Origin of the sequence: Pseudomonas sp. TWR1-1-4 (assembly GCF_049897165.1) — a bacterium.
GTDB classification, from domain to species: Bacteria; Pseudomonadota; Gammaproteobacteria; order Pseudomonadales; family Pseudomonadaceae; genus Aquipseudomonas; species Aquipseudomonas canadensis.
Genome location: NZ_JAFCVS010000006.1, coordinates 167,933 through 182,734 on the forward strand (window position 1 = coordinate 167,933; position 14,802 = coordinate 182,734).

Annotated in this window: 14 protein-coding genes; 1 reads left to right on the top strand and 13 read right to left on the bottom strand. The window is 60.8% G+C overall.

Features of this window, described 5'->3' with window-relative positions; all coding sequences use genetic code 11:
* Nucleotides 1-44: 44 nt before the first annotated feature.
* From ACP7C6_RS20055 to ACP7C6_RS20105, 11 genes are all read right to left on the bottom strand, one after another.
* On the bottom strand, nucleotides 45-1,334 hold the full coding sequence (locus ACP7C6_RS20055) for an adenylosuccinate synthase (protein WP_003217505.1): 1,290 nt from the start codon (nucleotides 1,332-1,334) through the stop codon (nucleotides 45-47).
* Nucleotides 1,335-1,388: 54 nt separating this feature from the next.
* Entirely contained in the window at nucleotides 1,389-2,576 is a 1,188-nt protein-coding gene (locus ACP7C6_RS20060) for an ATP phosphoribosyltransferase regulatory subunit (protein WP_028615516.1), read from the bottom strand.
* 294 nt (nucleotides 2,577-2,870) lie between these two features.
* Nucleotides 2,871-3,737, bottom strand: coding sequence for a protease modulator HflC (hflC, locus tag ACP7C6_RS20065; protein ID WP_010213607.1), 867 nt, complete (start codon nucleotides 3,735-3,737; stop codon nucleotides 2,871-2,873).
* Nucleotides 3,737-4,912 carry an FtsH protease activity modulator HflK gene (hflK, locus tag ACP7C6_RS20070; RefSeq protein WP_028615515.1) on the bottom strand — a complete coding sequence of 392 codons (1,176 nt, stop codon included), beginning with the start codon at nucleotides 4,910-4,912 and terminating at the stop codon, nucleotides 3,737-3,739. The genes hflC and hflK overlap by 1 nt, the downstream gene beginning before the upstream one ends.
* Nucleotides 4,913-5,008: 96 nt before the next feature.
* Complete coding sequence (hflX, locus tag ACP7C6_RS20075) at nucleotides 5,009-6,310, bottom strand: ribosome rescue GTPase HflX (protein ID WP_016976905.1); 1,302 nt, start codon at nucleotides 6,308-6,310, stop codon at nucleotides 5,009-5,011.
* Between the two features lie 12 nt (nucleotides 6,311-6,322).
* Nucleotides 6,323-6,583 carry an RNA chaperone Hfq gene (gene hfq, locus ACP7C6_RS20080; protein ID WP_028615514.1) on the bottom strand — a complete coding sequence of 87 codons (261 nt, stop codon included), beginning with the start codon at nucleotides 6,581-6,583 and terminating at the stop codon, nucleotides 6,323-6,325.
* Between the two features lie 94 nt (nucleotides 6,584-6,677).
* A complete protein-coding gene (gene miaA, locus ACP7C6_RS20085; protein ID WP_426109151.1) occupies nucleotides 6,678-7,649 on the bottom strand; it encodes a tRNA (adenosine(37)-N6)-dimethylallyltransferase MiaA in 972 nt (323 codons plus the stop codon).
* Nucleotides 7,649-9,565 carry a DNA mismatch repair endonuclease MutL gene (mutL, locus tag ACP7C6_RS20090; protein ID WP_032864089.1) on the bottom strand — a complete coding sequence of 639 codons (1,917 nt, stop codon included), beginning with the start codon at nucleotides 9,563-9,565 and terminating at the stop codon, nucleotides 7,649-7,651. Before mutL ends, miaA begins: the two co-directional genes overlap by 1 nt.
* A complete protein-coding gene (locus ACP7C6_RS20095) occupies nucleotides 9,565-10,986 on the bottom strand; it encodes an N-acetylmuramoyl-L-alanine amidase (protein ID WP_028615511.1) in 1,422 nt (473 codons plus the stop codon). The genes mutL and ACP7C6_RS20095 overlap by 1 nt, the downstream gene beginning before the upstream one ends.
* Nucleotides 10,987-11,001: 15 nt before the next feature.
* The gene (gene tsaE / locus ACP7C6_RS20100) at nucleotides 11,002-11,472 is read right to left on the bottom strand and encodes a tRNA (adenosine(37)-N6)-threonylcarbamoyltransferase complex ATPase subunit type 1 TsaE (RefSeq protein WP_068932625.1); all 471 of its coding nucleotides are present in this window, start codon (nucleotides 11,470-11,472) and stop codon (nucleotides 11,002-11,004) included.
* The gene (locus ACP7C6_RS20105; protein WP_068932624.1) at nucleotides 11,460-12,320 is read right to left on the bottom strand and encodes an NAD(P)H-hydrate dehydratase; all 861 of its coding nucleotides are present in this window, start codon (nucleotides 12,318-12,320) and stop codon (nucleotides 11,460-11,462) included. The genes tsaE and ACP7C6_RS20105 overlap by 13 nt, the downstream gene beginning before the upstream one ends.
* 63 nt (nucleotides 12,321-12,383) lie before the next feature.
* On the opposite strand from ACP7C6_RS20105, the gene queG reads away from it, so the two are divergent.
* Nucleotides 12,384-13,448, top strand: a complete 1,065-nt coding sequence (queG, locus tag ACP7C6_RS20110) for a tRNA epoxyqueuosine(34) reductase QueG (protein WP_028615508.1) — start codon at nucleotides 12,384-12,386, stop codon at nucleotides 13,446-13,448.
* On the opposite strand, the gene ACP7C6_RS20115 is transcribed toward queG, so the two are convergent.
* Nucleotides 13,445-14,062 carry a trimeric intracellular cation channel family protein gene (locus ACP7C6_RS20115; protein ID WP_174890954.1) on the bottom strand — a complete coding sequence of 206 codons (618 nt, stop codon included), beginning with the start codon at nucleotides 14,060-14,062 and terminating at the stop codon, nucleotides 13,445-13,447. The genes queG and ACP7C6_RS20115 overlap by 4 nt on opposite strands.
* A gap of 166 nt (nucleotides 14,063-14,228) precedes the next feature.
* Entirely contained in the window at nucleotides 14,229-14,771 is a 543-nt protein-coding gene (gene orn / locus ACP7C6_RS20120) for an oligoribonuclease (protein WP_010563317.1), read from the bottom strand.
* Nucleotides 14,772-14,802 lie beyond the last annotated feature (31 nt).

Below are 14,802 nucleotides of genomic sequence, written 5' to 3' on the forward strand. Positions count from 1 at the left end.
AAGGGCTCCCGAAGGAGCCCTTTGCTTTTCACATCAACAGCTTATTAAGCGAACGGGTGACGCAGAACGATGGTTTCGTTGCGGTCCGGACCTGTCGAAATAATGTCGATCGGCGCACCGATCAGCTCTTCAACTCGCTTGATGTAGGCACGGGCGTTAGCTGGCAGCTCTTCCAGGGTCTTGGCGCCCACGGTCGATTCGGTCCAGCCCGGCACTTCTTCGTACACTGGCTGCAGACCTACGTAGCTGTCGGCGTCGGTCGGAGCAACGTCCTTGCCTTCGGCATCTTTGTAGCCGATGCAGATATTGATGGTTTCCAGGCCGTCGAGTACGTCCAGCTTGGTCAGGCAGATGCCCGAGATGCTGTTCACATCGATAGCGCGACGCAGGATGACGGCGTCGAACCAGCCGCAACGACGAGCACGGCCGGTGGTCGCGCCGAATTCGTGACCTTGCTTGGCCAGGTGAGCGCCGACGTCGTCGAACAGTTCAGTCGGAAACGGACCCGAACCTACGCGAGTGGTGTAAGCCTTGGTGATGCCCAGAATGTAGTCCAGGAACATCGGGCCAACGCCCGAACCGGTCGCAACGCCGCCAGCGGTGGTGTTGGAGCTGGTCACGTACGGATAGGTGCCGTGGTCGATGTCCAGCAGGGAGCCTTGGGCGCCTTCGAACATGATGTCTTTGCCGGCACGACGCAGGTCGTGCAGCTCGGCAGTCACGTCCAGCATGAGTGGCTTGAGCAGCTCAGCGTATTCCTTGCACTCGGCCAGGGTCTTTTCGAACTCGATGGCTGGCTCTTTGTAGTAACCGACCAGCATGAAGTTGTGGTAATCCACCAATTCACGCAGCTTGTCTTCAAAGCGCGGCATGTTGAGCAGGTCGCCCACACGCAGGCCACGACGTGCAACCTTGTCTTCGTAGGCTGGGCCGATGCCACGACCGGTGGTGCCGATCTTCAGCTCGCCACGGGCCTTTTCACGGGCCTGGTCCAGCGCAACGTGGAACGACAGGATCAGCGGGCAGGACGGGCTGATACGCAGGCGCTCGCGCACCGGTACGCCTTTCTCTTCCAGCTTGGTGATCTCACGCAGCAAAGCGTCAGGTGCAACCACCACGCCGTTGCCGATCAGGCACTGCACGCCTTCGCGCAGTACGCCCGATGGGATCAGGTGCAAGACGGTTTTTTCGCCATCGATGACCAGGGTGTGGCCAGCGTTGTGGCCACCTTGGTAGCGCACTACGGCGGCAGCATGTTCGGTCAGCAGATCAACGATCTTGCCTTTGCCCTCATCACCCCATTGGGTGCCCAGGACTACGACATTCTTACCCATAACACTTGTCCTCATTCGCGCAAACTTGGTGCCGGCGATGGCCGGCAGGAAAACTCAAGAAGCCAGTGGCGATACTTGCCAAAGCCCGTTCTGCAGAATCAATTGCCGGTCGCAGTCCGCATCACGGGCGGCGGCCAATGGCTGCCCAGGCAAAGCCTGGACGACACGCTGACCCTCACTGCGCAACTGGCAAACCTGCTGCCAGAGTGCTGCGTCCGTACTGTCGGGCATCCAAATGCCACCAGACGGTAGCTCGACCTCAGCACGCCCCAGGGTCACCAGGGTTTTCAAATCGGTGGAGAAACCAGTGGCCGGACGCGCACGACCAAAGTCGGCGCCGATATCGTCATAACGACCACCCTGGGCGATGGCTTGGCCAACACCCGGTACAAATACAGCGAACACCACACCGGTGTGGTAGTGGTAGCCGCGCAACTCACCCAGGTCAAAGTACAGCGGCAGCTCCGGGAAGCGCGCCGACAACTGCTCGGCAATCGCCAGCACGTCGTCCAGTGCAGCCAGCACCGGCGCCGGCGCCTTGGCCAGGCGCTCACGGGCAGCCACCAGCACTTCACGGCCGCCGCACAGGTCGACCAGTGCACGCAGCATGTCAGCCAGATCGGCAGGCACACCCGCCGTCAGGGCAATCACTTCATCGATGGCCTTGCGTTGCAGGGCATCGAACAGCTGTTGTTCCACTTCACCGGACAAACCGGCCGCACGGGCCAGGCCACGGTAGATACCGACGTGACCCAGATCCATGTGGACATCCGGCACGTCGGCCAGTTGCAGCATGGCCAGCATCAAGCTGATCACTTCAACGTCGCTGCTCGGGCTGGCATCGCCGTACAACTCAGCGCCCAGTTGAATCGGGCTACGGGACGACGACAAGGCACGCGGCTGTGCATGCAGCACACTGCCGGCGTAGCACAGGCGGCTCGGACCTTCTCGGCGCAGGGTGTGCGCATCGATGCGCGCCACTTGCGGCGTGATGTCGGCACGGAAACCCATTTGCCGGCCCGATTGCGGGTCGATGACCTTGAAGGTGCGCAGATCCAGGTCCTGGCCCGCGCCTGTCAGCAGCGATTCCAGGTACTCGATATGGGGGGTCACGACAAACTCGTAACCCCAGCTCTGGAACAGATCCAACACCTGGCGGCGCGCTACTTCAATGCGCGCAGCTTCTGGTGGCAGTACTTCTTCGATGCCATCTGGCAGCAGCCAGCGGTCTACCGTTGCCATTACGCCATTCCCCTTTGATCCGGGCGGCCAGCCCTCGGCCGAGCCTTGAGTGAAGCAGAAAACACCCGCCCCCTGCATAAACCACGCGCAAGAGCGACGTGACGAACGGCCTGTAATCGGCCTCGTCGGGCACTTTCCTCGAAAAACCTGTCACGCCTGCCGAATCAAACATGCAGACGCAAAAAAGCCGGGAATTTCCCGGCTGCCGCATCATACACCCGTTTTCTGAAAGGATCACCCCGCCAGGCGTTTTAGCCGCCCGACGGGAGTGAAACCTACAGAATCACAGGCCGGTTACTTGGACTTTTCCAGATAGCGGAAGAAGTCGCTGCTTGGGTCCAACACCATGACGTCGGTTTTGTTCGCGAAGCTTTCACGGTAGGCGCGCAGGCTACGGTAGAACGCGTAGAACTCCTGGTCCTGGCCGTAGGCCTTGGCGTAGATCGCTGCAGCTTGAGCATCGCCATCACCACGGGCCTCTTCAGACTCGCGATAAGCTTCGGCCAACAGTACACGGCGCTGACGGTCGGCATCCGCACGGATACCTTCTGCCAGCTCGTTACCCTTGGCGCGGTGCTCACGGGCTTCACGCTCACGCTCGGTGCTCATACGCTCGAACACGCTGCGGTTCACTTCCTTCGGCAGGTCGATCGCCTTGACCCGGACATCAACCACTTCGATGCCCAGCTCTTTTTCCGCCATCGTATTCAACGAACGCGTGATGTCAGCCATCAGCGCGTCGCGCTCACCGGATACCACCTCATGCAGGGTGCGCTTACCAAACTGGTCACGCAGACCCGACTCCAGACGGCGCGACAAACGCTCGTCGGCAATCTGCTTGAGGCCGGAGGTCGCGGTGTAGAAGCGCTCGGCATCCTTGACGCGCCACTTGGCGTAGGCGTCAACCATCACGGCTTTCTTTTCCAGGGTCAGGAAGCGCTGTGTCGGTGCATCCAGGGTCATCAGGCGGGCGTCGAACTTGCGCACCTGGTTGACGTAGGGGACTTTCACATGCAGGCCCGGCTGGACATCCGCCTGGACCACGCGACCGAATTGCAGCAGCACCGCACGCTCGGTCTGAGCCACGATGTAGAAGCAGTTCCAGGCAGCGATGACCACGACGACGCCCACAATCAGGGCGGTCAGCGATTTATTGCTCATCAACGACTCTCCCTGGTACGTGTTTGCTGTTGCAGCAAGTCAGCGGCCGCACGGGCGCTCGCTTCGTTGGCAGCGGCATTGGAACCGGTGGACGGTGCGCTGGTGCTGCTACGACCACCTTCGATCATCTTGTCCAGCGGCAGGTACAGCAGGTTGTTCTGCCCACCTTTGCTGCCGGTCACGAGAACCTTGCTGGTGTTGCTGAAGACTTCCTGCATGGTGTCCAGGTACAGACGCTCACGCGTGACTTCCGGCGCCTTGCGGTACTCGGCGACCAGCTTGGTAAAGCGATCCGCCTCACCCTTGGCGCGAGAGACCACTTCGTCGCGGTAACCGTTGGCATCCTCGAGGATACGCTGGGCCTGACCACGGGCTTCCGGTACGACACCGTTGGCGTAGGTTTCAGCCTGGTTGCGCGAACGCTGCTCGTCTTCACGGGCACGGATCACGTCATCGAAGGCTTCCTGCACTTCGCGCGGTGCAGCTGCGCTCTGTACGTTGACCTGGGTGACGGTAATACCGGTGCGATAGGTATCGAGGAACCGTTGCAGGCGCTCCTTGATCTCGCTGGCCATCAATTCACGACCTTCGGTCAGCACCTGGTCCATCGCGGTCGAACCGACGACATGGCGCAGGGCACTTTCGGTAGCGTGTTGCAGGCTGATTTCCGGCTGATCAACGTTCAGCACGAAATCCTGCAGGTTGCTGATCTTGTACTGCACGGTCAGCGGCACTTCGACGATGTTCTCGTCTTCGGTCAGCATCTGGCCCTGCTTGGTGTAGGCACGCTCACGCGTGACGTTTTCCATGTACTTCTTGTCGATCGGCGGGAAATAGATGTTCAGGCCAGGGCCGACAGTCTCGTAGTACTTGCCGAAGCGCAGCACCACAGCCTGCTCCTGCTCGTCCACCACGTACACGGCGCTGTACAGCCATACGGCCGCCAGTACGACAAGACCCAGGCCCAGCAGGCCATAGCCGCCGCCCTTGCTTGTGCGACCGCCGTCGTCACCACCCCGTTTTTTTCCACCACCGAACAACCCATTCAGGCTTTCCTGCAGCTTTCGGAAGGCCTCGTCGAGATCTGGTGGCCCCTTGCGGTCGCCATTATTGCGGCGTTTACCACCCCAAGGATCCTGATTATTCGAGTTGCCACCCGGCTCATTCCAAGCCATAGCGCTCTCCATCTGATAAAGCAAAGACGCACCCACGGCGCGCCGACCAATGCTACAGAATGCCTGCCACTGCGGCACAACCGCTTTAGGAGGCTTTTATTGCAAAGTGTGTTGTTCGATGAACTCTGTCGGTACAACGCCCTCACGGCTGACCAGCCGATTCAGCTCCGAGCGCGGCAATCGAACGGCCAGCAAGCTGACACCTTCTTCGTCGTGTTCTTCTTTCTGTACCGCGCCCAACTCGAAAAACTGTGCACGCAGTCGAGCAAAACGCTGAGGCAAGCGCAAGGTACCAACGAACAAATCGCCGCCGAGCAACTCGGCAATGGCCTGTTCAAGCAACTCAAGGCCACTGCCATCACGCGCCGACAGCCAGACCCGCTGGGGCTTGCCGTTCTCATCGCGCTGGATTTGTGGCTCAACGCCTTCAAGCAAATCGAGTTTGTTATAGACCTCGAGGATCGGCAAGTCCTGGGCACCAATCTCGCCCAGCACCAGCATCACCTGTTCAATCTGCAACATGCGATCCGGTTCGGCCGCATCGATCACGTGCAGCAGCAGGTCGGAATTGCTCGACTCTTCGAGCGTAGACCGAAATGCCTCGACCAGCTTGTGCGGCAAATGACGAATGAAACCCACGGTGTCGGCCAGGACAATCGGCCCCAGGTCGTCCAGATCCAGACGACGCAAGGTCGGGTCGAGGGTGGCGAACAGTTGGTCGGCCGCGTACACGTCCGATTTCGTCACGTTATTGAAGAGTGTGGATTTGCCGGCGTTGGTATAGCCCACCAGGGACACGGTCGGGATATCCGCGCGGGTACGCCCACGGCGCGATTGCTCACGCTGGCTGCGTACCTTCTCGAGGCGACCCTTGATCTGGCGCAGGCGAACCCGCAACAGACGTCGGTCGGTTTCGAGCTGGGTTTCACCCGGACCGCGCATGCCGATGCCGCCACCTTGACGCTCAAGGTGAGTCCAGCCGCGGACCAAGCGGGTGCTCATGTGGTCAAGCTGGGCCAGTTCAACCTGGAGCTTGCCCTCATGGGTACGGGCGCGTTGGGCGAAGATATCGAGAATCAGACCGGTACGGTCGATCACGCGACACTCGAAGACACGTTCGAGGTTACGTTCCTGACTGGGCGTGAGGACGTGATTGAAGATCACCAGATCGGCTTCTTCGGCGTGCACCAGGTCGCGCAGTTCCTCGACCTTGCCGCTGCCAATCAGGAATTTGGCGGTTGGCCGATGACGCGGTACGTTAAAAAACGCAACGGTCTCGGCGCCGGCCGAATTTGCCAACTCCTGAAACTCCTGCGGATCTTCGCGCGCCTCAGGGTCCTGTCCATCCAAGTGAACGAGGATTACTCGCTCACCACCACCGTGGCGCTCAAAGAACAAAGGAGACTCCTATCAGGCGTTACCTGGCTCAGCGTCAACTGCATCATCACCTGCTGCGCTAGGCAGACGGATTGGACGAACAGGGACGACTGTCGAGATAGCGTGCTTGTAGACCATCTGGCTGACGGTGTTTTTCAGCAGGATCACGAACTGGTCGAACGACTCGATCGTGCCTTGCAGCTTGATACCGTTGACCAGGTAGATGGAAACCCCCACTTTCTCTTTACGTAAAGTATTCAAGTAAGGGTCTTGTAGCGAATGCCCTTTTGACATGTGCCGCACTCCTTTAAGGATCAATAATAAAAAATCGGAAAATAGATAGCTTATGGCCGTCACACCCCCAAGGATAGACGGCAATTGCAAGGACTCAGCTCAATATGGAGACCGTTCCCAAGTATTTCAAGGCGCGTGACAGATTGTCGCTGTCCAGGCTGTCCAGCCAGTGCAAATCGCTCCAGCTGCGCAACCAGGTGAACTGGCGTTTCGCCAATTGGCGCGTGGCAATGATGCCGCGCTCCTGCATTTCGGCTGACGTCAGCTTGCCATCCAGATGATCCCAGACTTGGCGGTAGCCTACGGCACGTATCGAAGGTAACCCTGGATGCAGGTCACCTCTGGAACGCAGAGCTACGACCTCGTCCACAAACCCCTGTTCCAACATAATTGTGAATCTTTGTGCAATTCGATCATGCAGCACCTGGCGATTTGCCGGAGCGATGGCCAGATTCGCCACAGTATAGGGCAATTGTGACGCGCCAGATGCGCCTGCGTCAGCACTTTGCGCACTTTGTTTCAGCCGGTGTTCAGTCATGGTCTGCCCGCTGACACGCCAGACTTCCAGAGCGCGAGTGAGGCGCTGGGGGTCATTGGGGTGAATGCGCGCGGCGGACACCGGGTCCACGGCGGCCAACTGGTCGTGCAAGGCTTGCCAGCCAAGGCGTACAGCCTCTTCTTCCAGCTCGGCGCGCACTTGGGCGTCGGCCGGCGGCATATCCGCCAGTCCTTCCTGCAAAGCCTTGTAATAGAGCATCGTACCGCCCACCAGCAGCGGAATATTGCCCCGTGCGGTGATGTCGGCCATGGCCGCCAGGGCGTCGCTGCGAAAATCCGCGGCCGAATAGCTCTGCGACGGATCGATGATGTCGATCAGCTTATGCGGGTATTGGGCCAACAGCTCTTTGGAAGGCTTGGCGGTGCCGATGTCCATGTCCCGGTAAACCAGGGCAGAGTCGACACTGATCAGCTCGCACGGCAGCACTTTGGTCAGCTCGATGGCCAGGTCGGTCTTGCCGGCGGCCGTGGGGCCCATCAGAAAGATCGCGGGGGGCAAGGCACTCATCAACGGCCGCGCAAGAACAGTTTGTCCAGATCGTCCAGGCCCATTTGGGTCCAGGTCGGTCGGCCATGGTTGCATTGCCCGCTGCGTTCGGTGTTTTCCATGTCGCGCAGCAGGCCGTTCATTTCCGGCAGGGCCAGGCGACGATTGGCGCGGATGGCGCCGTGGCAGGCCATGGTGCCGAGCAATTCGTTGATGTGCGCCTGAATGCGGTCACTGGTGCCGTATTCCATCAGGTCCGCCAGCACGTCAGCGACCAGGCGGTTGGCCTCGGCCTGTTTGAGCAACGCAGGAATCTGGCGGATGGCCAGGGTTTCCGGGCCCAGGCGCTGCAATTCAAAGCCTAGCTTCTGGAACACGCCGTGGTGTTCTTCGGCACAATCGGCCTCACGCTGACTGACGGCCAGGGACTCCGGCACCAGCAGCGGCTGGCCGCTGAGACCTTCGCTGGCCATGGCGATCTTGAGGCGTTCGTACATGATCCGCTCGTGGGCGGCGTGCATGTCCACCAGCACCAGGCCATGGGCGTTTTCCGCCAGAATGTAGATGCCCTTCAGCTGCGCCAACGCGTAGCCCAGCGGCGGGATATCTCCACCGCCTTCCGGCAAGGCCACAGGCGTGCCCGGTTCGGCACCTGGCAGCGGCGCGAAAAACTCGCGGTAAGCCGCCTGGGCCTCAGCCACCGGCACTGCCGATTGAGGGCGCGGCGTATATTGGTATTGATAACCCGAGCCGGCGCCAGCATTCGGCGCGGTATAGGCAGGTTGCGACTGCGGCGATTGCAGCAGGTTGGCCGCCAGGCTCATTTCGCCCTGAGGGCCGAACTCACCGGCTTGCGGGCCACTCGGGCGGACCACGGCCGTCACAATCGGCGCGGACAGCTGATCATCCGGACGTACATCACCCAGCGTGCGGTGCAAGGTGCCATAGAGGAAGTCATGCACCATGCGCCCATCACGGAAGCGTACTTCGTGCTTGGTCGGGTGCACGTTGACGTCTACCACCGACGGGTCGACTTCAAAGAACAACACAAACGTGGGGTGGCGCCCGTTGAACAGCACGTCGCGATAGGCCTGGCGCACCGCGTGGGCCACCAGCTTGTCGCGCACCGCACGGCCATTCACAAAGAAATACTGCAAGTCCGCCTGGCTGCGGGAGAAGGTCGGCAAACCGACCCACCCCCACAGGCGCAATCCATTGCGCTCGATTTCAATCGGCAGCGCCTGCTCAAGGAAACCCGGCCCGCAAATCGCCGACACACGGCGAGCGCGCGCGGCGTCATCGTGGGCTTCGTGCAGGCTGAGGATGGTCTTGCCGTTATGCCGCAGGTGGAACGCCACATCGAAGCGAGCCAAAGCCAAGCGCTTGATGACTTCCTGCAGGTGATCGAATTCGGTTTTCTCAGCCTTGAGGAATTTACGCCGCGCCGGGGTGTTGAAGAACAGGTCGCGCACTTCCACCGACGTACCGACGGGATGGGCTGCCGGCTGGACCCGAGGCGCCATGTCGCGACCTTCGGTTTCAACTTGCCAGGCCTGCTCGGCGCTGCGGGTACGGGACGTCAGGGTCAAGCGCGCCACAGAACTGATGGACGCCAGGGCCTCACCACGAAAGCCCAGGCTCATCACCCGCTCAAGGTCTTCCAGGTCGCGAATCTTGCTGGTGGCGTGACGGGCCAGGGCCAGCGGCAGATCGTCGGACGAGATACCGCTACCATCGTCACGCACGCGCAGCAGCTTGACGCCACCCTGCTCCACGTCGACATCAATGCGCTTGGCGCCGGAGTCGATGCTGTTTTCCAGCAGCTCCTTGATCACCGATGCCGGACGCTCCACAACCTCGCCCGCCGCAATCTGGTTGGCAAGGCGCGGGCTGAGCAGTTCGATGCGTGAGCCGTTATCCAGAATCGAGTCGCTCATTACTGCGCCGCCAATTCGGTGCCAGGGATGGTCAACACCTGGCCGACTTTCAATTCATCGGTCTTCAGGTTGTTGGCGCTGCGCAAGGTAGCGGCCGACACCTGGAAACGCACAGCCAGCATGGCCAGGGTGTCGCCGGGCTGTACGCGATGGTCGCGCGGGCCCTGGGCGATTTTCCCGGAGTCGCGCAGCCAGGCGATGTAGGTGCCCGGTGGCGGATTCTGCTGGAAGAACTGGCGCACACCGGCACTGATGGAACGCGCCAGCGCTTGCTGGTGGCTGGCACTGGCCAGCTTCGAGGCTTCATTGGAGTTGGAGATAAACCCGGTTTCTACCAGGATCGACGGAATATCCGGCGACTTCAACACCATGAATCCTGCTTGTTCCACGCGCTGTTTGTGCAGCGAGGTAACACGGCCGATATTGCTGAGGACTTTCTGACCGACGTTCAAGCTGGACGTCAGCGAAGCGGTCATCGACAAGTCGAGCAGCACGCCGGCGAGCATTTTGTCCTTGTCATCGAGGGAGACGTTGCCGGCCCCGCCGATCAAGTCAGAACGGTTTTCACTGTCGGCCAGCCAGCGCGCGGTTTCGGACGTCGCGCCGCGATCCGACAGAGCGAACACCGAGGCACCGAAGGCCGCAGTAGACGGCGCGGCGTCGGCATGGATCGAGACGAACAGGTCGGCGCCCTTCTTACGGGCGATTTCGGTACGGCCACGCAACGGAATGAAGTAGTCGCCGGTACGGGTCAGCTCAGCGCGATAACCTTTCATCGCGCTGATCTGGCGCTGCAGTTCACGGGCGATCGCCAGTACCACGTCTTTTTCATGCTGGCCGCGTGAGCCGGAGGCGCCCGGGTCTTCACCGCCGTGACCAGCGTCGATCACTACGATGATGTCACGCTTGCCGGCCGGAGCCGGTGGCGGCGGAGGCAGCTTGACCTGCGGTTGCGACGGGTTGACCGGCACAGCCGGCACCGTCGCGACGCTTGGAGGCGGTGCAGGCGGCGGGTTGGCATCGGCGGCGTTGTCGAACAGGTCGACCACCAGTCGGTTGCCGTACTGGGCGTTGGGCGCCAGGGAGAAGCTTTTTGGGGTCACGACCTTTTTCAGGTCGATCACCACACGCAGGTCAGTCGGCGTACGCTGCGCCGAGCGCATGGCGGTAATCGGGGTGTTGGCGGTGGACACTTTCAACGGCGCGGCCAGGGTCGCACCGTTGATGTCAATCACCAGGCGATCAGGCGACGTCAAGGTAAAGACACTGTGCTGGACCGGGCCAGACAGGTCGAACACCAGTCGCGTGTTATCCGGCGCTCGCCACAGGCGAACACTTTTCACCTGTGAAGCAGCCAGAGCATTGACAGTCATTGCCGCAAGCAACACCCCCACGACAGCAACCAACGCGCGAAAGCGCATACCTAACCCCACCAATTATTTGAATTCCAATGCCAAAGCGGCGCACCAAGACTGGCCGCGCGTGCTCTGGGGCAACAACTTCAACTGACGTCCATGCTCATGCGGCGTAATGGTAATGGTCATGTCAGGCTTTGGCAAAAAGCCTGTGCCTTTATCTGGCCACTCGATCAGGCACAACGCATCTTCATCGAAGTAATCGCGGATCCCCATATATTCCAGCTCTTCGGGGTCCACCAGGCGATAGAGGTCGAAATGGAACGCTCGCACGTCGCCAATCTCATAGGGTTCTACCAGGGTGAACGTCGGGCTTTTTACCGCGCCGGTGTGGCCCAACCCGCGAATGATCCCCCGGGACAGCGTGGTCTTGCCCGCCCCCAGGTCGCCTTCCAGAAAGATCAGCCCCGCCCCGGCCGTGACCTGGGCAATGTGCTGGCCGAAGCTGACCATGGCCTCTTCATCGGCCAGGAAAAGAATTACTTCAGACACGGCGACTGTTCCTCCAGCAATTGACGAATGGCGGGTATCAGGTCGCTTGCCGCCAGGCCGCGACCAAAGGTGCCCTGGCGATCTCCCGCCGTGGCGTGCAACCACACGGCCAGGCAGCTTGCCTCATAAGCCGGCATGCCCTGGGCCAGCAACGCGCCCACCAGACCGGCCAGGACATCACCCAGGCCCGCCGTTGCCATCGCTGGATGGCCCTGGTCACACCGTGAAACACGTCCGTCCGGACTGGCAATCAAAGTTCCAGCCCCCTTGAGGATAGCCACTGCATTGAATGTCTGACTCAACGCGCGCGCCACCTTAAGACGATCGGCCTGAACCTCGGCTGTCGAAATACCCAGCAACCGCGCGGCTTCCCCTGGATGCGGGGTGATCACGCAGTTGGCCGGCAAGCTGACGCCGCCACTGGCAAGTTGGTTCAAGGCGTCGGCATCCCAGACTTGTGGCTGCTTCGCGTTGGCGGCGACGGACAGCAGGCTTTTACCCCAGGACGCGTCACCCAGCCCAGGCCCGATCACGATGACCGAGATCTTTTCCAACAGGCCCATCAGTTGATTGGCCGAACTCACGCCGACGGTCATGACTTCCGGCAAGCGGGCCAAAGCGGCCGACACGTGTTCCAGGCGCGTCGCCAGGGACACCATCCCCGCACCACTGCGCAAGGCACTTTCCGCGCTCAGCAAGGCTGCGCCGCCAAAGCCGCGGTCGCCGCCAATGACTAACAGGTGGCCAAACTGGCCTTTATGGGCGTCCGGGGAACGCGCCGCCAGTTGCGGCAGATGGCCGTGCAAGAGGGGCTGTACGTCGGTTATTGCGTGTTTTGTCTGCGGCATGCGTCTTCAAGCTCCGATGTCTGGCAGAATTATACGCATCTAACCTGTGGTTTCCCGTGTCTCATGCCTGCTATTACGTCCGATCTTCCCGCCCTCGCCCAATCGATCAAAGACTGGGGCCGCGAGCTGGGCTTTCAACAAGTCGGCATCAGCGGCCTGGACCTCGCCGAGCATGAGCAGCACCTGCAACGCTGGCTCGACGCGGGCTACCACGGCGAGATGGACTACATGGGCGCCCACGGCAGCAAACGCTCCCACCCCGACGAACTGGTGCCGGGCACCTTGCGCGTGGTGTCGCTGCGCATGGACTACCTGCCGGGCGATACGCAAATGGCCCAATTGCTGGCCAAGCCGGAAAAAGCCTATATCTCCCGCTACGCCTTGGGCCGCGACTACCACAAGCTGATCCGCAAGCGCGTGCAGCAACTGGCCGACCGCATTCAAGCGCAGATCGGCCCTTTCGGCTTCCGCGCCTTTGTCGACAGCGCGCCTGTGCTGGAAAAAGCCATCGCCGAAAAAGCCGGGCTGGGCTGGATCGGTAAAAACACCCTGGTCCTCAATCGCAAGGCCGGCAGCTATTTCTTCCTCAGCGAACTGTTTGTCGACTTGCCGCTGCCGATCGACGCGCCCCACAGCACCGAACATTGCGGCCGTTGCACTGCTTGCCTGGATATCTGCCCCACCAATGCCTTCGTCGGCCCTTACGTGCTGGACGCCCGACGCTGCATTTCCTACCTGACCATCGAGCTGAAGAACGCGATCCCCGAGGAGCTGCGCCCCCTGATCGGCAACCGTGTGTTCGGTTGCGATGACTGTCAGATCGTGTGCCCATGGAATCGTTTCGCCCGCCCTACCGCTGAAAGCGATTTCAAGCCACGCCACAATCTGGATAACGCGGAGTTGGCCGAACTGTTTATGTGGGACGAGGATAAATTCCTCAGCAGCACCGAAGGCTCACCCCTGCGCCGTGCCGGCTATGAGCGCTGGCTGCGCAACCTCGCGGTCGGCCTGGGCAATGCGCCCTCGAGCATTCCAGTGTTGGAGGCCTTGAAGGCGCGCCGGGATTACCCCTCGGAATTGGTACGAGAGCATGTGGAATGGGCGCTGAACCAGCACGCTACGCGCTAGTGCACGTCGTCGTTGTAGACGAACTTGGGCATTTCCCAGTGAAAACGGATCGCCAGCAGCCGCAATAGAAAGCCGCTGAACAGGGTCAGCAGGATCGACTGCTCGCTGGGCAGCTCCAGATAAAGGCAGAGCATGTAGAACCAAGCGGCGAGGAACGACACGCTGGCGTACAGCTCGCGGCGGAAGATCAGCGGGATGTCGTTGCAGAAGATGTCTCTCAGGATGCCACCGAAAACTCCAGTGATCACACCACTGACCGACGCCACCAGCATGCCGTGGCCCATCTCCAACGCGGTCATGCAACCAATCAGGGTGAACGCCACCAGGCCCACGGCGTCCAGCGCCAGGAACAACGAGCGCAGACGACGCATCAGCGGTGCGATAAAGATCGTCACCAGTGCGGCAATCGACGTCAGCACCAGGTACTCCGGGTGTTTGACCCAGGTCAGCGGGTAATGCCCGAGCAGCACGTCGCGCACCGATCCACCGCCCAACGCTGTGACGCAGGCGATCAGCACTACACCAAACCAGTCCATGCCGCGCCGCCCGGCCGACAGCGCGCCGGTCATGGCTTCGGCAGTGATGGCGATGAGGTAGAGCATCAGCAGCATGATGGCGATCCTTGCAAAGAGGCCGGCAGTCTAATCATTTGCTGATGGCACCAAAAGAGGGCAAGCCATTATCTGCCGCAAACTCGATCCTGTGGCGTCCGGCTTGCCGGCGATGGCGATCTTTGGGGCGCCATCGCCGGCAAGCCGGGCTCCTACAGGATGACGGTCATCAAGCCTTGATGAAATGCTTGCGGTAATGCTGCAGCTCGGCAATCGACTCGCGGATATCGTCCAACGCCAGGTGAGTGCTGCCTTTATGGAAGCTGTCTTTGACTTCCGGCGCCCAACGCGCGGCCAGCTCTTTAAGCGTGGACACATCCAGGTTGCGGTAGTGGAAGTAGCTTTCCAGCGCCTTCATGTGCGTATAAAGGAAACGACGGTCCTGGCAGATGCTGTTGCCGCAGATCGGCGACTTGCCCTTAGGCACCCACTTTTCCAGGAAGGCGATGGTTTCGGCTTCGGCTTCGGCCATGCTGACGCGGCTGTCGCGCACGCGCTGGGTCAGGCCGGAGTTACCGTGGGTGCGGGTGTTCCACTCGTCCATGGTGGCGAGCACGGCGTCGCTGTGGTGGATGGCGATCACCGGACCTTCGGCCAAGGTGTTGAGGTTGCTGTCGGTGACAATCGTCGCCATCTCGATGATGACATCGGTGTCGGGGTTCAGACCGGTCATTTCCAGATCGATCCAAATCAGGTTCTGTGGGTTTTGCATGGCTTGATTCTCTTGGCACCTTGGCGTAGCT